A 25493-nucleotide genomic window follows, 5' to 3' on the forward strand; every position below is an offset into this window, starting at 1 on the left:
ACTCTGGTCCAAAGTCTTGACTCCATCGTTTTACGGCTGAACCATTCACCGGCGAGAGAGCGCTCCCAAACCCCACCATGTTCACTTCCTGAACAAGGAGAGCCGCCCCATGCCTGCTTCCTCCCCGGATTCCCGGCCGCCCTCGATCGGCCGCCGTACTCTGCTGGGCGCCGCTGCCGCGGCCACACCGGCCGTCCTCGGCGCGGCCTCGCCGTCCGCCGCGGCCCCCTCGGCCCGCAAGAAGCCGCTTGCCCTGCCCGGCGGCGGCGACCTCGGCCCGAACGTCCTGGTCTTCGACCCGTCGACCCCCGGCATCCAGGCCCGGCTCGACGAGGTGTTCCGGCAGCAGGAGTCGGCCCAGTTCGGCACCGGCCGCTACGCCCTGCTCTTCAAGCCCGGCACCTACCACGGCCTCAACGCCCAACTCGGCTTCTACACCTCGATCGCGGGCCTTGGCCTGTCCCCCGACGACACCACCATCAACGGCGACGTCACGGTCGACGCCGGCTGGTTCAACGGCAACGCCACGCAGAACTTCTGGCGTTCGGCGGAGAACCTGGCGCTCGTCCCCGCGAACGGCACCAACAGATGGGCCGTCGCCCAGGCGGCCCCCTTCCGCCGGATGCACGTCCGCGGCGGCCTCAACCTCTCCCCCACCGGCTACGGCTGGGCCAGCGGCGGCTACATCGCCGACAGCCGGATCGACGGCCAGGTCGGGCCGTACTCCCAGCAGCAGTGGTACACCCGCGACAGCGCGATCGGCAGCTGGCTCAACGGCGTGTGGAACATGGTGTTCTCCGGCGTGGAGGGCGCCCCCGCGCAGAGCTTCCCCAACCCGCCGTACACCACGCTCGACACGACGCCCGTCTCGCGGGAGAAGCCTTTCCTGTACGTCGAGGGGAGCGGGTTCCGGGTCTTCCTGCCGGAGAAGCGGACGAACGCCCGCGGTGTCACCTGGGGCAGCGGCACCCCTCGTGGCACCTCGCTCCCGCTGACACAGTTCTACGTGGCCAGGCCCGGCGTCTCGGCGGCCACCCTGAACGAGGCGCTCGCGCAGGGACTGCACCTCCTGCTCACCCCGGGGATCTACCACGTCGACCGGCCGATCCAGGTGAACCGGCCGAACACCGTGGTCCTGGGCCTCGGCTACGCCACCCTCATCCCCGACAACGGCGTCACGGCCCTGAAGGTCGCCGACGTCGACGGAGTCCGGCTCGCCGGCTTCCTGGTCGACGCCGGCCCCGTCAACTCCGCGACACTGCTGGAGATCGGGCCGCAGGGCGCGTCGGCGGACCACTCCGCGAACCCGATCACCGTTCAGGACGTCTTCGTCCGCATCGGCGGCGCGGGCGCCGGCAAGGCCACCACCAGCATGGTCGTCAACAGCCGGCACACGATCGTCGACCACACGTGGGTGTGGCGGGCCGACCATGGCGAGGGAGTCGGCTGGGAGACCAACCGGGCCGACTACGGCGTCGTGGTCAACGGTGCCGACGTCCTGGCGACCGGCCTGTTCGTCGAGCACTTCAACAAGTACGACGTGCAGTGGTTCGGCCAGCGGGGCCGCACGATCTTCTTCCAGAACGAGAAGGCGTACGACGCCCCGAACCAGGCCGCCATCCAGAACGGGTCGATCAAGGGCTACGCCGCCTACCGGGTCGGCGACGGCGTGACGGCGCACGAGGGCTGGGGCCTGGGCAGTTACTGCTACTACAACGTCGACCCCACGATCGTGCAGCACCACGGCTTCGCCGCCCCCGTCCGGTCCGGAGTGCGCTTCCACAACCTGCTCGTCGTCTCGCTGGGCGGCAACGGGCAGTACGAGTGCGTCATCAACGACACCGGGTCGCCGACTTCGGGGACCTCGACGGTGCCGTCGACGGTGGTGTCGTATCCCTGAGCGCCTCGCGCGATCGGCCCGATCGCGCCCCGGGCAAGGGTGGCTCCACCCAAACGCGGGTGGAGCCACCCCGTCACTCACCGGGCCGGCGTCGTGACCGGCGCCGCCGAGTAACCGGTCGGTCGGGCCGTGAACGTTCCCCGGCCCTGGGTGCGGCTGCGCAACCGCGTGGCGTAGCCGAAGAGTTCGGCCAGCGGCACGGTCGCGGTCACGACCGCCGCGCCCGCCCGTGCGACCGAGCCGGAGACCCGGCCGCGCCGTGCCGCCAGGTCGCCGAGGACCGCGCCGACGGCGTCCTCCGGCACGGTGACCGTGACCTCGACGACCGGCTCGAGCAGGACCATCGCGCAGGTGCGCAGGGCCTCGCGGAGGCCGAGTCGGCCGGCGGTGCGGAACGCCGTGTCGGAGGAGTCCTTCACATGCGTCGCCCCGTCGGTGAGGGTGACGCGCAGCCCGGTCACCGGGTGGCCGCCCAGCGGACCCTCGGCGAGGGCGTCACGACAGCCCGCCTCCACGGCACGGACGTACTCCTGCGGCACGCTGCCACCGACGACGGTCGAGCGGAACTCGAAGCCGGACTCCGTCTCCAGGGGCTCGACGTCGAGGACGACATGGGCGAACTGCCCCGCGCCGCCGTCCTGTTTGACGTGCCGGAACACAAAGCCGGTCACGCCTCGGCCGACCGTCTCGCGGTAGGACACCCGGGGGCGGCCGACGTTGACCTCCAGCCCGGCGTCCCGCCGGATCTTCTCCACCGCCACCTCCAGATGCAGTTCACCCATGCCGGACAGCACGGTCTGCCCGGTCTCGGTGTCGGTCCGCACGACGAGCGACGGGTCCTCCTCCGCCAGCCGGGCCAGCGCCGACGCCAGCTTGTCGGTGTCGGTGGACCTGCGGGTCTCGACCGCCACGGACACCACCGGGTCGGCGACACCGGGCGGTTCGAGGACGAGCGGAGCGTCCGGCGCGCAGAGGGTGGAGCCCGCACGGGCCGACTTCAGACCGACGACGGCCACGATGTCCCCGGCGACCGCCCGGTCCACGTGGGCGTGCCGGTCGGCCTGGACCCGCAGGATCCGCCCGATCCGCTCGGTGCGCCGGGTGCCCGCGTCGAACACCGTGTCTCCCTTCTCGATCGTTCCCGAGTACACGCGCAGGTAGGTCAGCCGTCCGGTCGGCGTGGCGCTCACCTTGAACGCCAGCGCCGCGAAGGGCGCCTGCGGGTCGGCGGGCCGCTCTTCTTCGCCACCGTCACGCAGGCCGCGTACGGCCGACACGTCGAGCGGCGAGGGCAGATACGCCACCACCGCGTCCAGCAGCGGCTCGATCCCCCGGTCGCGGTAGGCCGAGCCGCACAGCACGACGACACCGTCGCCGCTGCGGGTCAGCTCGCGCAGGGCGAGGTCCAGAGTCCCCGGCGACAGGGTCGACCGCGCGCAGAACTCCTCCAGCGCGCCGGCATGCAGTTCGGCCACCGCCTCCTCCAGCAGCCGCCGACGCCGGTGGGCCTCCTCCCGCAGCTCCGCCGGCACTTCTTCCACCACGAACATGTCGGCACCGTCGGCCCACACCAGCGCCCGCATCCGTACGAGGTCCACGACACCGCGGAAGCCGTCCTCCGCGCCGATGGGCAACTGCACGACCAGCGGCGCCGGATGCAGCCGTTCCCGGATCGACGCCACGGCCGTGTCGAGGTCGGCCCCGGCACGGTCCAGCTTGTTGACGAAGGCGATTCTCGGCACCCCATGCCGGTCGGCCTGCCGCCACACCGACTCGCTCTGCGGCTCGACGCCGGCGACGGCGTCGAACACCGCGACCGCGCCGTCGAGCACGCGCAGCGCACGCTCCACCTCGTCGGCGAAGTCGACGTGCCCGGGGGTGTCGATGAGGTTGATCCGGTGACCGTCCCAGGCGCAGCTCACCGCCGCCGCGAAGATGGTGATACCGCGGTCGCGCTCCTGCGGGTCGAAGTCGGTGACGGTGGTGCCGTCGTGGACCTCGCCGCGCTTGTGCGTGGTCCCGGTGGCGTACAGGATCCGCTCGGTGACGGTGGTCTTGCCGGCGTCGACGTGGGCGAGGATGCCGAGGTTGCGGACGACGGCGAGGGGGTTGGGGTTGTGGTTGGTGTTGGTGCGCACGGCCCTTGGCCTTTCGGATGATCCGGAGGTTCCGGAGGTCCCGGAGGTTCCGGATACGAAAAGGGGTCAGCGCGATTCCCGGACGGTACGTGGGCGCACGCGAGCGTGACCTGACGCCCTGCCAGAACAGGTCGGCGGCAGGCGGGTTGACCTACTCGGGCGCTCTCAGATGCTCGTCACGGGCATCCGGTGCCGGCCGCGCAGCGGGCACCGGGTGGACGAGGACACGAGGATCACGTCGTACCGGTCGTACCGGGACGGGGAGACGACGACAGCGGTGCGCTCACGCACGGCCCGGCTCCCCTCGACTCGTCACGATGACGCGCCGGTGAGTGGTGTGCGGCGCGTCGATACGTGGTGAGTGTAGGGAGCCTGGCGGGTTCGCAGCAGCTTATTTTCCGTGGTCGTCGTCGACCGTGACGCCGAAGCGGGGCAGAGCGCGGCCCGAGAGGGGCGTACGCCTTCGAGGCGTGACATTCGTACAGGCGGACTGTGCGGATCCCACGGTACGCGAGTGACAGTCGATCGATGTTTCCTCCCAGGTGATCTGCCATCGTTGCAGTTGAGACGCGCTGGTCGGGCGGCCCGCAGTACCGCCTCCCCCTTCCGTCCTCGGCCCCTCGGGCGAGGCACCCCGCCAAGGCAGGAACGCCCTGCTGGAGGCTTTCCGTGGACAAGCGGTACGAGGTGTACTGCCTCACCCACCCGCACTTCTACGACACGCCGTCCCATGGGCGGACCCGTGGGCGTTTCCACCAGACACTGCGCCGTCCCCCGGCGTCCTGGCTGCGCGAGGAACTCGGCGACTGGGTGGTCTACCGGCCCGTCGACACGCAACTGCCCCCGCAGGGCTGGAAGATTCACGTCTCGGCCTGTCCGGACAACGCCCAGACGATCCTGGACGCGGTGTGGGACCACTGCGTCCCGCGCCGTATCGCCTTCAAGTTCCTTCCCGGCATCGACACCCTCTTCCTCGCCAACGCCAAGTACGCCCACCGCGGCTCCAGCGGGAAGTTCGTGACCGTCTACCCCGCGGACGAGGCCGAGTGCGAACGCGTGCTCACCGAGCTCGGCGGCGTCCTGGACGGCCTGCCGGGGCCGTACATCCTGAGCGACCTGCGCTGGGGCGAGGGTCCGCTCTACGTCAGGTACGGCGCCTTCGCCGACCGGTACTGCGTGTCGGCAGACGGTGTCCTGGAGCAGGCGGTGGCGGATCCTTCCGGACGACTGGTCCCCGATGTGCGCGGCCCTACCTTCCAGGTCCCGGAGTGGGTGCCGCTGCCCGGATTCCTCGCACCACATCTCGCCGAGAGCCGGCGCACCACGGTCACCGACCTGCCCTACCGGTTCGACAGGGCGCTGCACTTCTCCAACGGCGGCGGACTCTACGCCGCGGTCGACACCCGTACCCAGGAACGTGTCGTCCTCAAGGAGGCCAGGCCCCACGCGGGACTCACCCCCGACGGCGCGGACGCCGTCACCCGGCTGGAGCGCGAGCGGGCCGCTCTGGAGCAGCTGCGCGGTCTGCCCTGCGTACCCGCGCTCCGCGACCACTTCGAGCTGGGCGGTCACCAGTTCCTCGTCGAGGAGTTCATCGAGGGACGACCTCTGCACGAGGTGTTCGTCGAACGCTTTCCGCCGACCACCCTGGACGCCGGCGCCGAGGCCTTCGCCGACTACGCCGACTGGGCCCTCGACATGCACCGGCGGGTGGCGGAGGCGGTCGCCGCGGTCCATGAGCGGGGCATCGTGATCGGCGATGTGCACACCTACAACGTCCTGGTACGGCCGGACGGCAGGGTGGTGCTGATCGACTTCGAGGGCGCCTCGGACGTGGCGCAGGCGGGGCAGCAGGTGCTCGCCGCCCCGGGCTTCGTCGCGCCGAGCGGTGCCACCGGATTCGACATCGACCGGTACGCGCTGGCCTGTCTGAGGATCTTCCTCTTCATGCCGCTGACCGGCCTCATCGAGCTGGACGGCGGCAAGGCCGGGCAGCTCGCGGGGGAAGCCGCCCGGCTGTTCCCGGTTCCGCGGCAGTTCCTCGACGAGGCCGTCCGCACCCTCACTGGTAACGGGGGGATCGCAGCCGGCACGGACGACGGACCTCGCCTCGAACCCGACCACTCCGGCTGGCTGCGCGCCCGCGCGTCGATGACCGACGCCGTCCTGGCCTCCGCCACGCCCGAGCGCCACGACCGGCTCTTCCCCGGTGACATCGAGCAGTTCACCCTCCCGGGCGGCGGCCTGGACGTGGCCCACGGCGCGGCCGGCGTGCTGTACGCACTGGACGTGACCGGCGCCGGACGCCACCCCGACCACGAGGACTGGCTGATCCGGCACGCGCTGGACCCCGAGCCCGGAACCCGCCTCGGCTTCTACGACGGCCTGCACGGCGTCGCCTACGTCCTTGAGCACCTCGGGCATCACGAGGAGGCCGCGAAAGTCCTCGACATGTGCCTGGACGAACACTGGGAGTCGCTGGCCCTCGACCTCAAGGGCGGCCTGTCCGGCATCGGGCTCAACCTGCTGCACTTCGCGACCGCCACCGGCGACGCCGCCTGCCGTGACGCCGTCCAGCGAGTGGCGCAAGCCGTCGCCGACCGCCTGGGCCCGGCCGACGCCGTGCCGGCCACCAGCGGCGGCGCCCACCCGAGAGCCGGGCTGGTGTACGGCTCGTCCGGGCCCGCGCTGCTGTGTCTGCGCCTGTACGAGCACAGCGGCGATCCGGCACTCCTCGACCTGGCCGCCACCGCGCTGCGCCAGGACCTGCGCCGCTGCATACTGCGCCCGGACGGGTCGATGGAGGTGAACGAGGGCTGGCGCACCATGCCCTATCTCGCCGACGGCAGCGTGGGCATCGGCATGGTCCTGGACGACTATCTGTCCCACCGCGCGGACGAACAGTTCTCGGCCGCCGCCGACTCGATCCGGCGTGCAGCACGGGCGTCCTTCTACATCGAACCAGGGCTGTTCGACGGCGTGGCCGGAATGATCCTCCACCTCAGCCGCGCCCATCCGACCGGCACGGCCGCCGACCGCGACCCCGTGATCTCGGACCACGTACGCCATCTGAACCGGCACGCCTGCGTGCTCGACGGCCGGCTCGCCTTCCCCGGCGAGCAGTTGCTCCGGCTGTCCATGGATCTGGCCACCGGCACCGCCGGCATCCTGCTGGCCCTGGGCTCGGCCTTCCACTCCGGTCCCGTGAGCCTGCCGTTCCTGGCACCGGGCCCGCCCGCTCATGACTTCTCCGTCCCCACACGAGCACGAGAAAGGAGGTGAGGACACCATGTCGCTCCTCGAACTACAGGGCCTGACCGTCGAGTCGGAGGCCGGCCTGGCTCCGCCGCCAGGCAGCCGCGCCAGCAAGGGCTGTGGTGGCAGCCGTCTCAGCCTGCTGCTCTGCTAGTCAGCCGACCAGTCCTCACCGACAGGGCGGGGGCACACCACGCCCCCGCCCTTTCAACCCGTACGTACGACGAGGGGAGCAGCCGGTGGACCGACGCGCGGCGGACCGTCTGCTGCTGGCGGCGGTCCGGCGGGGCGGCGTGTGGAGCGGGGCCCAGGCCGTCACGTCCCTGCTGCTGGCCGGCGTCTACGTCCTTTTGCCCGCCGTCATGGGACGGACCGTCGACGCCGTGCTCGGGCACGGCGACACCGCACTGTGGCTGACCCTGTCCGCCGTCACCGTCGCGCTGCTGGTGGTGTGCGACGTGGCGGACGACTACGCGGGCGCCGTGGCCGACGCACGCGCCACGGCATGGCTGCGGCACACACTTCTCGGCCATGTCCTCGAACTGGGCGCCCCCGCCGCCCGCCGCTACACCCCCGGCGACCTCGTGGCCCGCCTGGTGGGCAACACCGCCCGGGCCGGCAACGCCCCGTCGGGAGTGGTGTGGGCGGTGACCGAGCTGGTACCGCCCGTCGGGGCCGTGGTGGCCCTGGCTCTCATCGACCCCTGGCTGTGCCTCACCTTTGTGGCCGGACTGCCGCTGGTCGTCCTTGTGGTCCGGGCCTTCGCCCGCGATGTCTCCGACCTCAACGACCGCTACTTCGCCGCCCAGGGACGTATCGCCGCCCGGCTCCTCGACGCCCTCACCGGAATCCGTACCATCGCCGCCGCCGGAACCATGCCCCGCGAGGCCGGGCGGGTCCTGAGGCCGCTGCCCGAACTGCACCGCCACGGCCTGGCCATGTGGAGCGCGTACGCCCGGGTCTCCGGACGGGACGCGGCGATCGTCCCGCTGCTGGAGGTCGCCGTGCTGGCCGTGGCGGGACTGGCTCTCGCGGGGGGCCGCATCACACCGGGTCAGATGCTCGCCGCGAGCGGGTACGTGCTGTTGGCGACGGGCGTGAGTTCGCTGGTGGCCTCGGTCAACCGGCTGGCCTTCGCACGCGCCACCGCGGGGCGCGTCGCCGCGGTGCTGGGCGAGCCGGCCATCGCGTACGGCGGCGGGCAGCTGCCCCCCTCGGGCGGCGGGCGGTTGGAGTTCCGCGCCGTCACCGTACGCACCGCCGACGGCGGCGCCACGCTGGAGCACGTCGACCTGGACCTGCCGCCGGGCGCGCTGATCTCCGTCGTAGGACGTTCCGGGTCCGGCAAGTCCCTGCTGGCCGCACTGGCCGGGCGACTGGCCGACCCGGACGAGGGCGAGATACGGCTCGACGGGGTCCCGTTGCCCGACGTGGAGCGCGCGGCGCTGCGGCGGGCCGTCGCCTACGGCTTCGAACGGCCGGTGCTGGTGGGCGACACCTTCGCCGACGCGATCGGCTTCGGGCCGCGCACCCCCGAGGGCGGCGAAGTGCGTGCGGGCGCCGGCGCGGCCCGCGCCGACGATTTCATCCGGACCATGCCCGAGGGGTACGGCACCCGGCTCACCGATGCTCCGCTGTCCGGCGGCGAGATCCAACGCATCGGCCTGGCACGCGCGTTCGTCCAGTCCGCACCGCACGGCCGCCTTCTGGTGCTGGACGATGTGACGGCCAGCCTCGACACCGTCACCGAGCACCACATCAGCCAGGCGCTCACCGGCACCGCCCCGCTCGCCCACCGGACCCGCCTCGTCGTGACCCACCGCGCCTCCACGGCTGCCCGCGCCGACGTGGTCGTATGGCTCGACGGCGGCCGGGTGCGGGGGATCGGGACGCATGGCGAACTGTGGGCGCAGTCGTCGGGGTACCGGGCGGTGTTCCGGCCGGACGAGGGGGCAGACAAAGAGGTACGTCCGGCCCGGGAGCCGCACGGCGGTGAGCGGTGAGGCCGGGGCCGGGAGACCTGCTGCGCACCACGCTGCGCACGCGCCGCCGGGAGGTCCTACGGCTCACCGGCTGGTCGCTGGTCGAGGCGGTACCCACGCTGCTGTCCGGCTGGCTCGTGGCCCGTGCCGTCGACGACGGCTTCCTCGCCGACCGCAGCGCCGAAGGCATCGCTTGGCTCGGCCTGCTGGCCTGCGCCGTCCTCGTCGGCGCGTGGGGCACCCGGCAGGCCACACTCCAACTGGCGGCGGTCGTCGAGCCGTTCCGCGACGACCTGGTCACCCTCGTCACCACCGGCACACTGCACCGCTCGGCCCGCGCCGGGCAGAGTGTCGACACGGCGGGCGTGGCACGGCTGACGGAGCAGGTGGAGATCGCCCGCGAGTCGTACGCGGCGGTCGTCCTGTTCGTGCAGAGCTTCACGGTCACGGCGGTGAGCGTGTTGCTCGGCCTAGCCGCACTGGATCCGGCCCTCCTGCTGTTCGTCCTGCCGCCCCTGGCAGCAGGGCTCGCGCTGTTCCTGCTGGCTCTGCGGGCGATGGCGGCCCGGCAGCGGGCGGTCGTCCTCGCCGACGAGGCCATGGCCAGGCAGGTGAGCACGGTGGCCGGCGGACTGCGGGACGTGGCGGCATGCGGCGCCGAAGAGCCGGTGCGCCGTGAGGTCGGCACCCGTATCGACGCCGCGGCGGTCGCGGCCCGCTCCCTGGCCCGGCTCACCGCGCTGCGAACCACCGCGCTCGGCGTCGGCGGCTGGCTGCCGGTCGTGCTCATCCTGGCCGGCGCGCCCTGGCTGGTGCGGAGCGGGGTGACGGCCGGTGCGATTCTGGGCGCGCTGACCTACGTCTCCGCGAGCCTGCAACCGGCCCTGCGCGGCTTCGTCCAGGGACTCGGCGGCAGCGGGTTGTGGCTCTTCGTCACGCTCGGCCGGATCTCGGAGGCGGCTGGCGCGGGCGAAACGGGGACGTCGGACTCGGCGGCGGGAGCACGGCCTGCCGGGGCGTCAGCCGTGACCGATGCCCGGGGGACGGCGCCGTCACGCCTCGCACCGCACCGAGCCGATGGCTCTCCACTCGCCCCCGGCACAGGCCCGCCCCGCGGCGCCACGGCAACGGCAGGCACCGCGAGGACAGCCCCGCCCGCAGCCGCCGTGCCGGCGCTCCCAGCGACGGCGGCCACCCAGGCACCGCCCGGCATCCGCCCCCGGGACGGCCGGTTGGAGCTGCGGGGTGTCACTTTCGGCTATGCCCCGTCCGCCGAGCCGGTCGTCCGGGATCTGGACCTCTCCCTCGCTGCGGGCACCCACCTGGCGGTCGTCGGCCCCAGCGGCGCGGGCAAGTCCACCCTCGCCGCGCTCATCGCCGGGATGCTCGAACCGCAGGCCGGCCAGGTACGCCTGGGCGGTGTCCCGGTCCGGCTCCTGGATCCCGGCCGGCTCTCCGGGTCCCGTGTGCTGATCCCGCAGGAGGCGTACGTCTTCTCCGACACCCTGCGCGAGAACCTCGCCTATCTCCACCCGACGGCCACCGCGACCGACCTCGACGCGGCGGTCGACGCCATCGGTGCCGCCCCGCTGGTGAAGCGCCTCGGCGGCTTGGAGGCGCAGGTGAACCCGGCCGCGTTGTCCGCCGGTGAGCGACAGCTGATCGCCCTCGTCCGCGCCCTGCTGCCGCCCACCCGGCTGGTCCTGCTGGACGAGGCCGCCTGCCACCTCGATCCGGCCGCCGAGGCGGTCGCCGAACAGGCCTTCGCGGGCCGTCCGGCGACCCTGATCGTGTGCGCCCACCGGATCAGCTCCGCCCTGCGCGCGGACCTCGTCCTCGTCATGGACGGCCCGCGATGCCGCCTCGGCACCCACGAGCAGTTGCTGGAGGACTGCGCCCTCTATCGCGACCTGATCGGCCACTGGGACCAGGCCACCGCCGGCGTCCGGCGCTGACGCGGCCCGGGTCGCCGACCGAGCCGCGACGGACCTCGACGGGACGGGCCCCGGCGCCGGGCGTTACTGGAGCACCGCCGCCCGAGCCGTCGATGCGGCAGGTGCGGCAGATGCGGCAGCGGCCCTCGCTACAACCAGCCCGACTCGCGGGCGATCCGGATGGCGTCGATGCGGTTGCGAGCCCCGGTCTTGCGGGAGACGGCGTTCAGGTGGTTGCGGACCGTTCCGACGCACAGTGAGAGCCGGTCGGCGATCTCACGCGTGGGCGTGCCGCCCGCCGCCAGTCGCAGCACCTCGATTTCCCTCGCGGTCAGCGGGTTCTCCGCCGAGGAGAGCGCCAGCAGCGCCAGTCGCGGGTCGATGAACCGCTCGCCCGCCGCCACCTGGCGGACCCCCTGGGGCAGGATGTCGCAGGGGCTGTTCCTGCCGATCAGTCCGGCCACCCGACGCGCCAGCGCCCGCCGCAGATACTCAGGGGTCGCCGAGCCGACCACCAGCAGGGTCCGGCACTCCGGCAGCCGTGCGGCCAGCTCCTGCGAGGTGCCGAGGGCACGGTCCTCATCGCCGTCGACGTCGATGACGACCACATCGGGCCGGTAGGACAGCGCGTGCCTGACCGTGTGGGTGTGCGCCGGGGACGCCGGGACCACCTCGATGTCCTTCTCACGGGTCAGCAGGACAGCGAGTGCCCCACGCACCAGGTCTGCCTCCTCGACGAGGAGAACACGGATCAACATCGCTCCTGCCCGGCCGAACGCGGCCTCCATCACGCGACGCGCCCCGGACGCTCCGGCGACGCCCTACGCAGTATGTCCGTCCGTACGCCCGAGTTCCCTCAAGCCGCCCCGGCCACCCACCACCGGGTCAACCTGCTGCCGGGGCAACCTCTTGCCGGGACGGCAAACAGCTCGTGCGGGTCGAGGTGATCCTCGACCCGCACGAGCTGTGTAACGATCTGTGTCCGAGGGGGGACTTGAACCCCCACGCCCGATAAAGGGCACTAGCACCTCAAGCTAGCGCGTCTGCCATTCCGCCACCCGGACTAGGTGTCTGCCGCCTTGCCGGGGGTGTTCCCCTCGGCGACGTGGACAACAATACCAAGGTTTCGGAGTGCCTTTCACCTGCATATCCGTCCGCCGGACGGCCGTCAGGAGCCGCCGGATGAGGTCCCTCGTGGGCGTTCACGACAGGTGATCGCGGGGTCACGGACGAGAGCGGCCCACCCTGGTGGCGCCCGCACGAGGCGGGCGCCACCGGGTGCCGTCATGGCATGAGGTGGTAGTCGGGGAAGTTCCCGGGCAGCCGCTCTCCCGCCGGCCCCTGTGTCACCGCGCGCACCAGCAGTTCGCCGCCGACGAACGCCCCGCGCCAGGACGCGCCGAAGCCGCCGAACAGCTCGTCGCGGTCGCCGCGGGAGCGCGGCTTGCCGTGGCCGACCTTGAACGCGCGGATCTGCGGGGCCAGGCGGTCGTACGTCGCCCGGTCGTCCGTGGACAGGGTGGCGACCAGTGCGCCGTTGGACGCGTTCATCGCCGCCAGCAGCTCCGCCTCCGTGTCGACCAGGACAATCGTGTCGACCGGGCCGAACGGCTCCGCGTGGTGCAGCGGGGAGGACGGCGGCGGGTTGAGCAGCGTGACCGGCTGGACGTACGCCGAGGTGTCCTGGCCGGGCAGGAAGTGGGCGTCGGACTGCTTGCCCCGATGCACCGGGACGGCGCCGCGCTCGATCGCCTCGGCGACCTGGTCATGCAGCTCCTTGGCCTTGGCGGCGTTGATCACCGGACCGAAGTCCAGCTGCGGGTGCGGGTCGTCCTGCTTCTCGACCGCCAGGGGGTGGCCGACCCTCAGCGTGCGCACCGCCGGGAGGTACGCCGCCAGGAACTCGTCGAACAGTTCACGCTGGACGACGAAGCGCGGGTACGCCGTGCAGCGCTGTTTGCCGTAGTCGAAGAGCTTGGGGATGACCGCGGTGAGCGCGTCCCAGTCCGTGTAGTTCCAGATGCCCCAGGTGTTCAGTCCCTCCTGTTCGAGTACATGCCGTTTGCCGAGGTCGGCGACGGCCGTGGCGACCGCGGCGCCGGTGTCGCGGCCGCCGACGAAGGAGACGCAGCCGATCTCGGGCGCCCGCACCAGCGCCTGCGACAGCTCGCCTCCGCTGCCGCTGACGAGGGTGACGGGAAGCCCCTCGCGGGCGGCGAGCGCGCAGGCCAGGGTCAGACAGGCGACACCGCCGTCGGTCGGGGTCTTGGCGATGACCGCGTTGCCTGCCAGTGCCTGTACCAGCACTGCGTGAACGAGCACGCTCATCGGGTAGTTCCAGCTCGCGATGTTGGAGACCGGGCCGTTCAGCGGGGCCCGGCCGGCGACCATCGGCTCGATGCCGTCGACGTACCAGCGCACGCCGTCGATGGCCCGGTCGACGTCCGCCCGGGCCAGCCGCCAGGGCTTGCCGATCTCCCAGACGAGGAGCAGGGCGAGCAGGTCCCGGTGCTGGGTCAGGGCGTCGAGGGTGGCCGCGACCCGGGCCCGCCGCTCGCCCAGCGGGATGTGCCGCCATGCGCGGTGCTGGTCGAGCGAGGCGCGTACGGCCTGGTGGGCGGTGGCCCGGTCCAGGCGCGGCGGCCCGGCGATCGGGCTGCCGTCGACGGGGCTGGTGGCCGGCAGGGCGCGGCCGTCCGCCTGCCAGGTGGAGTTCCAGAGGTTGAGGACATGGTCGTCCCGGAAGGCCTCAGGGGCGGCAGCGAGGCAGCGTTGCCAGGCGTCGGTCCAGGAGGTGCCGGATTTGAGGGTGAGGGTGGTTGCCACGGGGGTCTCCGCTCTCGGTGCACAGTCGGGGGCGGTTGTTGATGGCTCCGACGGAAGTTAGCGAGGCACGGGCACACCCGAAAGTGACCTCGCGTGGACTATGAGTGACGTCACGCCTCCGAGTCGAGGCGGTCCAGCACCAGGCGCGCGGTCTCGGTGGGCGTGTCGCCGACCCGTACCCCCACGGCCTCCAGCGCCGCCTTCTTCGCCGCCGCCGTGCCCGACGAGCCGGACACGATCGCGCCCGCGTGCCCCATCGTCTTGCCCTCGGGGGCGGTGAATCCGGCGATGTAGCCGACGACCGGCTTGGTGACGTGGTCGCGGATGAAAGCGGCCGCGCGTTCCTCGGCGTCACCGCCGATCTCTCCGATGAGGACGATGAGTTCGGTGTCGGGGTCGTCCTGGAAGGCGGCCAGGCAGTCGATGTGGGTCGTGCCGACGACCGGGTCGCCGCCGATGCCCACGCAGGTCGAGAAGCCGATGTCGCGGAGTTCGTACATCAGTTGGTAGGTGAGCGTGCCGGACTTGGAGACCAGTCCGATACGGCCGGGCTTGGTGATGTCGGGCGGGATGATGCCCGCGTTGGACTGGCCGGGGGTGATCAGGCCGGGGCAGTTGGGGCCGACGATGCGGGTGCCCTTGGCCTTCGCATACGAGGTGAAGGCGACCGAGTCGTGGACCGGGATGCCCTCCGTGATCACGACGGCGAGTGCGATGCCGGCGTCGGCGGCCTCGACGACCGCCGCCTTGGCGAAGGCGGGCGGCACGAAGACGACGGTCACATCGGCGCCGGTCGCGCGCATGCCCTCGGCCACCGAGCCGAACACGGGGACGGCACGGTCGTCGAAGTCGACGGTTCGGCCCGCCTTGCGCGGGTTGACGCCGCCGACGACGTTGGTGCCGGCGGCGAGCATGCGCCGGGTGTGCTTCATGCCCTCGCCGCCGGTCATGCCCTGGACGAGGACCTTGCTCTCCTTGGTGAGGTAGATGGCCATGTCGTCATGTCTCCTCAGGCTGTGGTGGCGGCGAGTTGGGCGGCCCGCTGTGCGGCGCCGTCCATGGTGGTGGCCTGCTGGACCAACGGGTGGGCATGGTCGTCGAGGATGGCGCGGCCTCGGGCGGCGTTGTTGCCGTCGAGGCGGACGACGAGCGGCTTGGTCAACTGGACGCTGTCCAGGGCCCGCACGATGCCGTCGGCGACCGCGTCGCACGCGGTGATCCCGCCGAAGACGTTGACGAAGACCGACTTCACGGCCGGGTCGGAGAGGATGACGGCGAGGCCGTCGGCCATGATCTGGGCCGATGCCCCGCCGCCGATGTCGAGGAAGTTGGCGGGACGGGCGCCGCAGCCCGCGACGACGTCCAGCGTCGACATGACGAGGCCCGCGCCGTTGCCGATGATGCCGACCTCGCCGTCGAGCTTGACGTAGTTGAGGCCCTTGGCGGCGGCCGCCGCCTCCAGCGCGTCGTCGTGCTCCACGCCGTCGGCGCCCCAGCGCGCCTGCCGGAAACGGGCGTTGTCGTCGAGGGTGACCTTGCCGTCGAGGGCGAGGATCTGCCCCTGCGCGGTGCGGACGAGCGGGTTCACCTCGACCAGCAGGGCGTCCTCGCGGACCAGCACCTCCCACAGCCGTACGAGGACGTCGACCGTTTGCGGCGGCAGTCCGGCCGCCTCGGCGATCTCGCCCGCCTTCGCGGAGGTGACGCCCTCGGCCGGGTCGATCGGGATGCGCGCCACGGCGTCCGGCCGGCCGGCGGCGACCTCCTCGATCTCCATGCCGCCTTCCGCCGAGGCGATGGCGAGGAAACCGCCGGCCGCTCGGTCGAGCACATAGGCCACGTAGAACTCGGCCTCGATGTCCACGGGTTGGGCCAGCATCACCTTGCCGACCGTGTGGCCCTTGATGTCCATGCCTAGGATCTGGCGTGCCGTGATCTCGGCGGACGCGGGGTCCGCGGCGAGCTTCACACCGCCCGCCTTGCCACGGCCACCGGTCTTCACCTGCGCCTTTACCACGACACGGCCGCCGAGTCGGCGTGCGATCTCGCGGGCCTCCTTGGGTGAGTCCGTCACCTCCGCCCGCGGCACCAAGATGCCGTGTTCCTCGAAGAGTTCCCTTGCCTGGTGTTCGTACAGGTCCATTCCGGCTCCTGACTCAAAAGTGCCGCACGCTCCCTGGACACCACCCACTGGATGCGGGATAACAAGGTTCATACAGTATTCGTCGACTGTATGCAATGTACCGCGAGAGCCGCTCCAACCCCCTACGAAGGGACAGGACTTCGCCATGCCCGACGACACCCAGGACGTCATTTCCGGTGGTCATCTCGTTGCCAAGGCTCTGAAGGCCGAGGGGGTCGACCGCATCTACACCTTGTGCGGCGGCCACATCATCGACATCTACGACGGCTGCGTAGACGAGGGCATCGAGGTCGTCGACGTCCGCCACGAGCAGGTCGCCGCCCACGCCGCCGACGGTTACGCCCGCATCACCGGCAAGCCCGGTTGCGCGGTCGTCACCGCGGGCCCCGGCACCACCGACGCCGTCACCGGTGTCGCGAACGCCTTCCGCGCCGAGTCACCGATGCTGCTCATCGGCGGCCAGGGCGCCCTCACCCAGCACAAGATGGGGTCCCTTCAGGACCTGCCGCACGTCGACATGATGACGCCGATCACCAAGTTCGCGGCGGCCGTGCCGGACACGGCGCGCGCGGCGGACATGGTGTCGATGGCGTTCCGCGAGTGCTACCACGGTGCACCCGGGCCCTCCTTCCTGGAGATCCCGCGCGACGTCCTCGACGCCAAGGTGCCGGTGAGCAAGGCGCGCGTGCCCAAGGAGGGCGCCTACCGTGCCTCCACCCGCTCGGCCGGCGACCCCGAGGCCATCGAGAAGCTCGCCGACCTGTTGGTCCACGCCGAGAAGCCGGCCATCCTGCTCGGCAGCCAGGTGTGGACGACCCGCGGCACCGAGGCGGCCATCGAACTCGTCCGCACCCTCAACATCCCCGCCTACATGAACGGCGCCGGACGCGGCACCCTCCCGCCCGGCGACCCGCACCACTTCCAGCTGTCACGCCGGTACGCCTTCTCGAACGCCGACGTCATCGTCATCGTCGGCACGCCCTTCGACTTCCGCATGGGCTACGGAAAGCGGCTGTCGCCGGACGCGACCGTCGTGCAGATCGACCTCGACTACCGCACCGTCGGCAAGAACCGCGACATCGACCTCGGGATCGTGGGCGACGCCGGGCTGGTGCTGAAGTCGGTGACCGATGCGGCCTCCGGTCGGGTCAACGGGGGCGCGTCGAAGCGCAAGGAGTGGCTCGACGAGCTGCGCGCGGCCGAGCAGACCGCTCTGGAGAAGCGGCTGCCGAGCCTGAAGTCGGACGCCTCGCCGATCCACCCGTACCGGCTGGTCAGCGAGATCAACGACTTCCTCACCGAGGACTCGATCTACATCGGCGACGGCGGCGACATCGTCACCTTCTCCGGTCAGGTCGTGCAGCCCAAGTCGCCCGGGCACTGGATGGACCCGGGCCCCCTCGGCACGCTCGGCGTCGGGGTGCCGTTCGTGCTCGCGGCCAAGCAGGCGCGACCGGACAAGGAGGTCGTCGCGCTGTTCGGCGACGGCGCGTTCTCCCTCACCGGCTGGGACTTCGAGACTCTCGTCCGCTACGACCTCCCCTTCGTCGGCATCGTCGGCAACAACTCCTCCATGAACCAGATCCGCTACGGCCAGGCCCAGAAGTACGGCCTGGAGCGCGAGCGGGTCGGCAACACCCTCGGCGACGTCCACTACGACAAGTTCGCGCAGATGCTGGGCGGTTACGGCGAGGAGGTCCGTGACCCCGCCGACATCGGCCCCGCGCTGCGGCGCGCCCGCAAGTCCGGGAAGCCGTCGCTGATCAACGTCTGGGTCGACCCGGACGCGTACGCCCCCGGAACCATGAACCAGACCATGTACAAGTGAGGTGGCCTCCATGACTGGAACGCCGACCAAGGCTCTCGAAGGCATCCGCGTCCTGGACATGACCCATGTCCAGTCCGGTCCCTCCGCGACCCAGCTGCTCGCCTGGCTCGGCGCGGACGTCGTCAAGCTGGAGGCGCCGACCGGAGACATCACGCGCAAGCAGTTGCGCGACCTCCCGGACGTCGACTCCCTCTATTTCACGATGCTCAACTGCAACAAGCGGAGCATCACCCTCAACACCAAGACCGAGCGCGGCAAGGAGATCCTCACCGAGCTGATCCGGCGCTCCGACGTCATGGTCGAGAACTTCGGACCGGGCGCGGTCGACCGGATGGGCTTCACCTGGGACCGCATCCAGGAGATCAATCCGCGTATCGTCTATGCCTCCATCAAGGGGTTCGGCGATGGCCCGTACACCAACTTCAAGGCGTACGAGGTCGTCGCGCAGGCCATGGGCGGGTCGATGTCGACCACCGGTTTCGAGGACGGGCCGCCGCTGGCGACCGGAGCCCAGATCGGGGACTCGGGCACGGGTGTGCACGCCGTCGCAGGGATTCTCGCGGCGCTGTTCCAGCGCGAGAACACCGGGCGTGGGCAGCGGGTCAACGTGGCCATGCAGCACGCTGTACTCAACCTGTGCCGGGTGAAGCTGCGGGACCAGCAACGCCTGGCACATGGGCCGCTTGCTGAATATCCGAACGAGGACTTCGGCACGGAAGTTCCCCGCTCGGGAAACGCGTCCGGCGGTGGTCAGCCCGGCTGGGCGGTCAAGTGCGCGCCGGGCGGCCCGAACGACTACGTGTACGTCATCGTGCAGCCCGTCGGCTGGCAGCCGATCAGCGAGCTCATCGGCCGGCCCGAACTCGCAGACGACCCCGAGTGGGCGACGCCGGAGGCGCGGCTGCCCAAGCTCAACAAGATGTTCCAGCTGATCGAGGAGTGGTCCTCGACCCTGCCCAAGTGGGAGGTGCTGGAGCGGCTCAACGCGCACAACATCCCGTGCGGGCCGATCCTGTCCACCAAGGAGATCATCGAGGACTCCTCGCTGGTCGCCAACGAGATGGTCGTCACCGTGCCGCACCCCGAGCGGGGCGACTTCGTGACGGTCGGCAGTCCGCTCAAGCTCTCCGACTCCCCCGTCGAGGTGAGCAGTTCACCGCTGCTCGGCCAGCACAACGAAGAGGTCTACATCGGCGAGCTCGGCCTCGGCGACGAGGAACTGCGCCTGCTCAAGTCGAACGGAGTGATCTGACGTGATGGCCGAAGACCGCGTCCTGAGGGTGCGGACTCTCCTCGACTCCGTGCGAGCCGAGGGACGCACGGCGCTGACCGCGCCCGAGGGCAAGGTGATCGCCGACGCGTACGGGATCGCCGTACCGGGCGAGGAGCTCGCCACCGACGTCGACGAGGCGGTGGCGTACGCGGCGCGCTTCGGCGGGCCCGTGGTGATGAAGATCGTCTCGCCGGACATCCTCCACAAGACCGACGCGGGCGGCGTGATCGTCGGTGTCGAGGGCGCGACGGACGTACGGGCCGCGTTCCACAAGATCGTCGACAACGCGCGTGCCTACAACGCGGATGCCCGCATCGAAGGCGTGCAGGTGCAGGAACTGCTCCCGCAGGGGCAGGAGGTCATCGTCGGCGCGGTGACCGACCCGACGTTCGGCAAGGTCGTCGCCTTCGGGCTCGGCGGAGTGCTCGTCGAGGTCCTCAAGGACGTCACCTTCCGGCTCGCGCCCGTGACCGCCGACGAGGCGCTGTCCATGCTGGACTCGATCCGGGCCGCGGAGATCCTGCGCGGGGTGCGCGGCCAGGCGGCCGTGGACCGGTGGGCGGTCGCCGAGCAGATCCGGCGGGTCTCGCAACTGGTCGCGGACTTCCCGGAGATCGCCGAGGTGGACCTCAACCCGGTGATCGCGACGGCGGAGGGCGCGGTCGCAGCCGACATCCGCGTGATCCTCTCCGAAGCGCCCGCGAAGCCACGCCGCCGCTACTCGCGCGACGAGATCCTCACCTCCATGCGCCGCCTGATGCAGCCGTCGGCGGTCGCCGTCATCGGCGCCTCCAACGAGCAGGGCAAGATCGGCAATTCGGTCATGCGCAACCTCATCGACGGTGGCTTCGCCGGGGACATCCATCCGGTGAACCCCAAGGCCGATGACATTCTGGGCCGCAAGGCGTACAAGAGTGTCACGGACGTTCCCGGTGAGGTGGATGTGGCGGTCTTCGCTATCCCCGCCAAGTTCGTGGCCTCGGCCCTGGAGGAGGTGGGACGCAAGGGGATCCCCAACGCCGTGCTGATCCCCTCCGGGTTCGCGGAGACCGGTGAGCACGAGCTCCAGGACGAGATCGTGGCCATCGCCGAGCGGTACGGCGTCCGGTTGCTCGGCCCGAACATCTACGGCTACTACTCGACGTGGCAGGACCTGTGCGCCACGTTCTGCACCCCGTACGACGTCAAGGGCGGGGTGGCGCTGACCTCGCAGTCCGGCGGCATCGGGATGGCCATCCTGGGCTTCGCGCGGACCACCAAGACGGGTGTGTCGGCGATCGTCGGTCTGGGCAACAAGTCGGACCTGGACGAGGACGACCTGCTGACCTGGTTCGGCGAGGACCCGCACACCGAGTGCATCGCGATGCACCTGGAGGACCTCAAGGACGGACGCGCCTTCGTCGAGGCCGCGCGGGCGACCGTACCGAAGAAACCGGTCGTGGTCCTCAAGGCGGGCCGTACGGCGGCCGGGGCCAAGGCCGCAGGGTCGCACACCGGAGCCCTCGCCGGCGACGACGCCGTGTACGAGGACATCCTCAAGCAGGCCGGTGTCATCCGGGCGCCCGGGCTGAACGAAATGCTGGAGTACGCGCGCGCGTTGCCGGTGCTTCCCACTCCCAAGGGCGACAACGTCGTGATCATCACCGGGGCCGGCGGAAGCGGCGTACTGCTGTCGGACGCGGTCACCGACAACGGCCTGTCCCTGATGGAGATCCCGCCGGACATGGACGAGGCCTTCCGCAGGTTCATCCCGCCCTTCGGGGCCGCGGGCAACCCGGTGGACATCACGGGTGGCGAGCCGCCGTCGACGTACGAGGCGACGATCCGGCTCGGCCTGGAGGACCCGCGCATCCACTCGCTCGTCCTCGGCTACTGGCACACGATCGTCACTCCCCCGATGGTCTTCGCGGAGCTCACCGCGCGCGTGGTGGCCGAGTTCCGTGAGCGCGGCATAGAGAAGCCCGTCGTCGCGTCGCTCGCGGGTGACGTGGAGGTCGAGGAGGCCTGCCAGTACCTGTACGAGCGGGGGGTCGTGGCGTACCCGTACACGACCGAGAAGCCGGTGGCCGTGCTGGGTGCCAAGTACCGGTGGGCGCGGGCGGCGGGACTGTTGGGGGGCGGTTCATGAGGTGAGGCAGCGGGGGGCCGGCCGACGGTGCGCGTCGGCCGGCCCCGGGACCCGCGCGCGCACGAAAGGCATTGGACAGGGGGCGCTGGCCAGAACTTTCGACGCAAGGGGTGCAACCAACGTGACAACCACCGACGTTCCACGGGTCGCCGCCTATCGCGAGGTGACCGACAAGAACGGACGCGTCTTCCGCATCGGCGAGTCCGACATCGACATCATGGGTCGCAAGCGCAAGTGGATGGTGATCCTGCCCTGGATCGGCATGATGGGCATCTCCTCCGCCGAGTACGCGTTCGCGTCCGCCGAGGACACCCTCCATACGGCGCATCACTGGAACAGCATGCACATCTTCTGGATGATGACCGTGTGGGTCTTCTTCCAGGCCGCGGTGGCCTTCCCCGCGGGCAAGCTGCGTGAGAGCGGAAAGCTGCCGGCCCGCTGGGCGATGATGTGCGGCGCGGCGGGCACCTTGATGGGTTATCTGTCGCTGGCCTTCGCGCCGCACGTGGTCTTCGCCTACATCGGCTTCAGCATGTTCAGCGGCATGGGCGCGGGCATGGTGTACGCCACCTGCGTCAACATGGTGGGCAAGTGGTATCCGGAGCGGAAGGGCGGCAAGACCGGTTTCGTCAACGGTGGTTTCGCCTATGGTTCGGTGCCCTTCGTCTTCCTCTTCACCGGCTACATGGACCTCACCAACTTCCGTTGGGTGCTGGTCTCGGTCGGCGTCTTCCTCGCCGGAATCGTCGCGTTCTCCGGCTACTTCTTCCGGGACCCGCCGAAGAACTGGTGGCCCGCCACGATCGACCCGCTGAACCCGCCGAAGGACCCGCGCGCGGCCCGCTCGCTGCGGATGAACCCCCCGGCGGTCCGCCAGTACTCTCCCAAGGAGGCGTGGCAGACCGGCCGGGTGGCCCTGATGTGGTTCTGCCTGGCGTGCACGTCCGGCGTGAACATCTTCGGAATCGCGTTCCAGGTGGACATCGGTGAGGAAGCCGGATTCGCGGGCGGGATCGTGGCCACGGCCATGTCCCTGAAGGCGATCGTCAACGGCACCGGCCGCGGTGTCATCGGCTGGCTCTCCGACCTGTACGGCCGCAAGCGGTGCCTGCTCGCCGTGTGCGTCATCCTGGGCCTCGCCCAGTACGGCATCCTCTGGTCGGCCGAGAGCAAGAACCTCACCCTGTTCCTGATCTTCTCCGCGATCTCCGGCTTCGGCGGCGGCGCCATCTTCCCGATGTTCGCGGCCCTCACCGCCGACTACTTCGGTGAGAACAACAACGCGTCCAACTACGGCATGGTCTACAGCGCCAAGCTCGTCTCCGGTCTGGGCGCGGGCATGGGCGCCGTGGTCGTCAGCGCCTGGGGTCACTCCGGTGCCTTCATCCTGGCCGGTTCGATCTCGCTCTTCGCCGGCTGTGTGGCGCTGTTCCTCAGCCCTCCGGGACGCGACAAGGAAACGAGCCGCATCACTCCCAACCCGCAACCGCTCGGCGAGGACATGGCCTGACATGACGGCAGATCCGTACGCAGCAAGCAGTTCGTCCGCACACTCCGACGCCGCACACCGTCCCTACCGTGAGGTGACCGACGCGCGCGGGCGCGTCTACCGCGTCGGCGAGACCGACCGGGACATCCTCGGCCACTCGCGCAAGATCATGGTGTATCTCCCGTGGATCGCCATGATGGCCATCAGCGTCTTCGAATACGCGTACGGCTCCGCGGAGGACACCCTGTCCCACGCGCACGACTGGACGCAGAGCAACACCTTCTGGATCCTCAGCGTCTGGGTGTTCTTCCAGGCCGGTGTCGCCTTCCCGGCGGGCTGGCTGCGTGAGAAGGGCATCCTGACGGCCCGCAGGGCCATGTACCTGGGCTCCGGCATGTGCCTGCTGGGGTTCCTCGCTCTCTCGCACCTGAACAACGTCCTGCTGGCGATCCTCGGCTTCGGTGTCATCGGCGGCATCGGGGCCGGCCTGGTCTACGCGACCTGCATCAACATGGTCGGCAAATGGTTTCCGGAACGCCGCGGGGCCCGGACCGGGTTCGTCAACGGCGGGTTCGCGTACGGATCGCTGCCGTTCATCTTCATCTTCAACTACGGGTTCGACACCGCGAACTACCACCGGGTGCTGGACCTGATCGGCTGCTACATCATGATCGTCGTCTTCGGATGCGCGTTCTTCTTCAAGGACCCACCGAAGAACTGGTGGCCCGCGGACATCGATCCGCTGTCGTTCTCGGGCGACCAGAAGAACGCGGTCAGCCTGGCCAAGAACCCTCCTGCGGTGAAGCAGTACACACCCCGGGAGGCGATCAGGACGGGCATGCTGCCCCTGATGTGGCTGTCCATCGTGCTCACCGCGGGGGTGTCGATCTTCGGTATCTCCTTCCAGGTCGACTACGCCAAGGAGGTCGGCTTCGGCCCGCTGGTCGCGGCGTCGTCGATGGGTGTGATGGCGGTCATCAACGGCGTCGGCCGCGGTGTCGTGGGCTGGCTGTCCGACCGCTGGGGCCGTAAGTCGACGCTGGTGTTCGTGATCGTCGTACTGGGTCTGGCCCAGTTCGGCGTGATCTGGGCCGGAGACATACGGAGCGAATGGCTGTTCCTGGTCTTCGCCTTCCTCTCCGGCTTCGGCGGCGGCGCCTTCTACCCGCTGTTCGCGGCGCTCACCCCGGACTACTTCGGGGAGAACTACAACGCGACCAACTACGGCCTCGTCTACAGCGGCAAGCTGGTCAGCGGGCTGTTCGGCGGCGGTCTCGGCTCCATGGTCGTCGCGGCGTGGGGCTACGACGGCGCGTACGCGCTGGCCGGCGGCGTGTCGATGGCGGCGGCCGCGATCGCGCTGCTGCTGCGCCAGCCCGGGCGGACGGCGACGCCCCATCCGGCGGGTTGAACCATCGCGGTGACCTGTCGCGAACGTGAGGAGGCCCTCCCCGATCCGGGGAGGGCCTCCTCACATCGGTACGGTCGTCAGCAGCTCGTCAGCAGCCCTTCTCGCGCAGAGAGTGCAGGTGCTCGCTCGAACGGCGTGCGAACGTGAAGGACTCGGTGGGGTTGTCGTGCTCCGCCTGCCAGTGGTGGGCGAGCCGCTGCCCGCGCACTCTCGTCACGGCGGAGATGAACCGCTGGTAGTCGATGTCGCCGTCACCGACGTCGACCATGCGGTAGCCGTAGGTGTTGCCCGGGTCGCTCACGCCGTCCTTGACGTGGAAGAGCGGGTAGCGGTGCGGCTGCTTGAGGACGTAGTCCAGCGGCTCGAACGGGGCGGGTGAGCCGTCGGGCCGCTTCGAGAAGCGGAACTGGCCCGAGTACGCCCAGTAGATGTCCATCTCCAGATAGACGAGGTCGGGGTCGGTCTCGGCGAGCAGCACGTCGTAGAGACGGACCTTGGGGTTGTCGGTGGCGAAGGAGAACTCCTCGGAGTGGTTGTGCTGGTAGAACTTCATGCCGCGCGCCTTCGCCGCCGCGCCGTAGGTGTTGAACTCCTCGGCGGCCCGCTTCCAGGCGTCGACGGTGGAGCCGTAGCGGAACGGCCCCGAGGCGGTGCCTATGTGCTTCAGGCCGAGGGCCTGGGCGTCGTCCAGGACCTTGGTGAGGTTCTGGGCGAAGGTGTAGGCGCCCGGGTCGTCGGAGTAGTAGCCGACGTGGCTGCCGATCGGGTTCAGGCCGTGGTTCCGGGCCAGCCGCTTGAGCTGGGCGAGGGTGATCGGGCCGGCCGAGCCCTGGGTGTATCCGGCGAACTCCACCTCGTCGTAGCCGTACTTCTCCAGTTCGGCGAAGACGGGGGCGAAGCCGAGCGTGGAGACCTTGTCGCGCAGGCTGTAGAGCTGGATGCCGAGGCGTCCGGGCGGGAGGACGGGGCGGCCGCGGCCGGCGCCACCGGCGGCCGTGCCGGTGGTGGACGCGTTGGCGGGGGCTGCGGTCGCGGGGGCTGCGGCGGCGCCCAGCAGTGCGGCGGCGGTGGTGCCCGCCGCGACCCCGAGCATGCCTCGTCTGGTGAGGCGGTGGGTGAGTTCGGGGTCCGTCTGGGAAAAGCGGCTCATGCCTGGAACTCCTTGAGATCGAAGGCCGTTGTCAGT

At 70.6% G+C, this 25493-nt stretch carries 17 protein-coding genes and 1 tRNA gene; 10 read left to right on the forward strand and 8 right to left on the reverse strand.

Annotated features, from left to right (window positions below; genetic code table 11):
• Positions 1-109 precede the first annotated feature (109 nt).
• Entirely contained in the window at positions 110-1900 is a 1791-nt protein-coding gene (locus ACZ7NC_RS04025) for a coagulation factor 5/8 type domain-containing protein (RefSeq protein ID WP_471484674.1), read from the forward strand.
• A 77-nt stretch (positions 1901-1977) separates the two neighbouring features.
• Here the strand turns inward: ACZ7NC_RS04025 and fusA are convergent, their stop codons facing one another.
• Positions 1978-4038 carry an elongation factor G gene (gene fusA / locus ACZ7NC_RS04030; RefSeq protein ID WP_471484675.1) on the reverse strand — a complete coding sequence of 687 codons (2061 nt, stop codon included), beginning with the start codon at positions 4036-4038 and terminating at the stop codon, positions 1978-1980.
• A 165-nt stretch (positions 4039-4203) separates the two neighbouring features.
• Positions 4204-4329 (reverse strand): hypothetical protein, encoded by a 126-nt coding sequence (locus tag ACZ7NC_RS04035; protein WP_471484677.1) that lies wholly within the window; start codon positions 4327-4329, stop codon positions 4204-4206.
• A gap of 378 nt (positions 4330-4707) precedes the next feature.
• Here ACZ7NC_RS04035 and lanKC point away from each other — a divergent pair, with 378 nt between their 5' ends.
• The 4 genes from lanKC to ACZ7NC_RS04055 all read left to right on the forward strand — a co-directional run bounded on the left by lanKC (position 4708) and on the right by ACZ7NC_RS04055 (position 11230).
• Positions 4708-7320, forward strand: a complete 2613-nt coding sequence (gene lanKC, locus ACZ7NC_RS04040; protein WP_471484679.1) for a class III lanthionine synthetase LanKC — start codon at positions 4708-4710, stop codon at positions 7318-7320.
• 7 nt (positions 7321-7327) lie between these two features.
• Positions 7328-7447: a class III lanthipeptide gene (locus tag ACZ7NC_RS04045; RefSeq protein ID WP_471484681.1), complete on the forward strand. Its 120-nt coding sequence runs from the start codon at positions 7328-7330 to the stop codon at positions 7445-7447.
• Between the two features lie 85 nt (positions 7448-7532).
• Positions 7533-9296 (forward strand): ABC transporter ATP-binding protein, encoded by a 1764-nt coding sequence (locus tag ACZ7NC_RS04050; protein WP_471484682.1) that lies wholly within the window; start codon positions 7533-7535, stop codon positions 9294-9296.
• Complete coding sequence (locus tag ACZ7NC_RS04055; RefSeq protein ID WP_471484683.1) at positions 9293-11230, forward strand: ATP-binding cassette domain-containing protein; 1938 nt, start codon at positions 9293-9295, stop codon at positions 11228-11230. The genes ACZ7NC_RS04050 and ACZ7NC_RS04055 overlap by 4 nt, the downstream gene beginning before the upstream one ends.
• A gap of 128 nt (positions 11231-11358) precedes the next feature.
• On the opposite strand, the gene ACZ7NC_RS04060 is transcribed toward ACZ7NC_RS04055, so the two are convergent.
• From ACZ7NC_RS04060 to sucC, 5 genes are all read right to left on the reverse strand, one after another.
• The gene (locus ACZ7NC_RS04060; RefSeq protein WP_471484921.1) at positions 11359-11964 is read right to left on the reverse strand and encodes a response regulator transcription factor; all 606 of its coding nucleotides are present in this window, start codon (positions 11962-11964) and stop codon (positions 11359-11361) included.
• Positions 11965-12188: 224 nt separating this feature from the next.
• A tRNA-Leu gene (locus tag ACZ7NC_RS04065) sits at positions 12189-12273 on the reverse strand.
• 220 nt (positions 12274-12493) lie between these two features.
• Positions 12494-14035, reverse strand: coding sequence for an aldehyde dehydrogenase family protein (locus ACZ7NC_RS04070; RefSeq protein ID WP_471484684.1), 1542 nt, complete (start codon positions 14033-14035; stop codon positions 12494-12496).
• A gap of 110 nt (positions 14036-14145) precedes the next feature.
• On the reverse strand, positions 14146-15030 hold the full coding sequence (sucD, locus tag ACZ7NC_RS04075; protein ID WP_471484685.1) for a succinate--CoA ligase subunit alpha: 885 nt from the start codon (positions 15028-15030) through the stop codon (positions 14146-14148).
• A 14-nt stretch (positions 15031-15044) separates the two neighbouring features.
• Complete coding sequence (gene sucC, locus ACZ7NC_RS04080; RefSeq protein ID WP_471484686.1) at positions 15045-16178, reverse strand: ADP-forming succinate--CoA ligase subunit beta; 1134 nt, start codon at positions 16176-16178, stop codon at positions 15045-15047.
• A gap of 145 nt (positions 16179-16323) precedes the next feature.
• Here sucC and ACZ7NC_RS04085 point away from each other — a divergent pair, with 145 nt between their 5' ends.
• The 5 genes from ACZ7NC_RS04085 (at position 16324) to ACZ7NC_RS04105 (ending at position 24307) form a co-directional block, all read left to right on the forward strand.
• Complete coding sequence (locus tag ACZ7NC_RS04085) at positions 16324-18006, forward strand: thiamine pyrophosphate-binding protein (protein ID WP_471484687.1); 1683 nt, start codon at positions 16324-16326, stop codon at positions 18004-18006.
• 10 nt (positions 18007-18016) lie between these two features.
• A complete protein-coding gene (gene frc / locus ACZ7NC_RS04090) occupies positions 18017-19258 on the forward strand; it encodes a formyl-CoA transferase (RefSeq protein ID WP_471484689.1) in 1242 nt (413 codons plus the stop codon).
• Positions 19259-19262: 4 nt separating this feature from the next.
• On the forward strand, positions 19263-21407 hold the full coding sequence (locus ACZ7NC_RS04095) for an acetate--CoA ligase family protein (RefSeq protein WP_471484922.1): 2145 nt from the start codon (positions 19263-19265) through the stop codon (positions 21405-21407).
• 121 nt (positions 21408-21528) lie between these two features.
• Positions 21529-22917: an OFA family MFS transporter gene (locus ACZ7NC_RS04100; RefSeq protein ID WP_471484691.1), complete on the forward strand. Its 1389-nt coding sequence runs from the start codon at positions 21529-21531 to the stop codon at positions 22915-22917.
• A 1-nt stretch (position 22918) separates the two neighbouring features.
• The gene (locus tag ACZ7NC_RS04105) at positions 22919-24307 is read left to right on the forward strand and encodes an OFA family MFS transporter (protein WP_471484692.1); all 1389 of its coding nucleotides are present in this window, start codon (positions 22919-22921) and stop codon (positions 24305-24307) included.
• A gap of 88 nt (positions 24308-24395) precedes the next feature.
• On the opposite strand, the gene ACZ7NC_RS04110 is transcribed toward ACZ7NC_RS04105, so the two are convergent.
• On the reverse strand, positions 24396-25457 hold the full coding sequence (locus ACZ7NC_RS04110) for a sugar phosphate isomerase/epimerase family protein (RefSeq protein ID WP_471484694.1): 1062 nt from the start codon (positions 25455-25457) through the stop codon (positions 24396-24398).
• Positions 25458-25493 lie beyond the last annotated feature (36 nt).

This window comes from Streptomyces sp. NPDC111802 (assembly GCF_055634335.1).

Coding starts and splice junctions, on each gene's coding strand:
- ACZ7NC_RS04025 (WP_471484674.1), top strand. CDS start 110: ATGCCTGCTTCCTCCCCGGATTCCCGGCCGCCCTCGATCGGCCGCCGT.
- ACZ7NC_RS04045 (WP_471484681.1), top strand. CDS start 7,328: ATGTCGCTCCTCGAACTACAGGGCCTGACCGTCGAGTCGGAGGCCGGC.
- sucD (WP_471484685.1), bottom strand. CDS start 15,030: ATGGCCATCTACCTCACCAAGGAGAGCAAGGTCCTCGTCCAGGGCATG.
- sucC (WP_471484686.1), bottom strand. CDS start 16,178: ATGGACCTGTACGAACACCAGGCAAGGGAACTCTTCGAGGAACACGGC.
- ACZ7NC_RS04085 (WP_471484687.1), top strand. CDS start 16,324: ATGCCCGACGACACCCAGGACGTCATTTCCGGTGGTCATCTCGTTGCC.
- frc (WP_471484689.1), top strand. CDS start 18,017: ATGACTGGAACGCCGACCAAGGCTCTCGAAGGCATCCGCGTCCTGGAC.
- ACZ7NC_RS04095 (WP_471484922.1), top strand. CDS start 19,263: ATGGCCGAAGACCGCGTCCTGAGGGTGCGGACTCTCCTCGACTCCGTG.
- ACZ7NC_RS04105 (WP_471484692.1), top strand. CDS start 22,919: ATGACGGCAGATCCGTACGCAGCAAGCAGTTCGTCCGCACACTCCGAC.
- ACZ7NC_RS04110 (WP_471484694.1), bottom strand. CDS start 25,457: ATGAGCCGCTTTTCCCAGACGGACCCCGAACTCACCCACCGCCTCACC.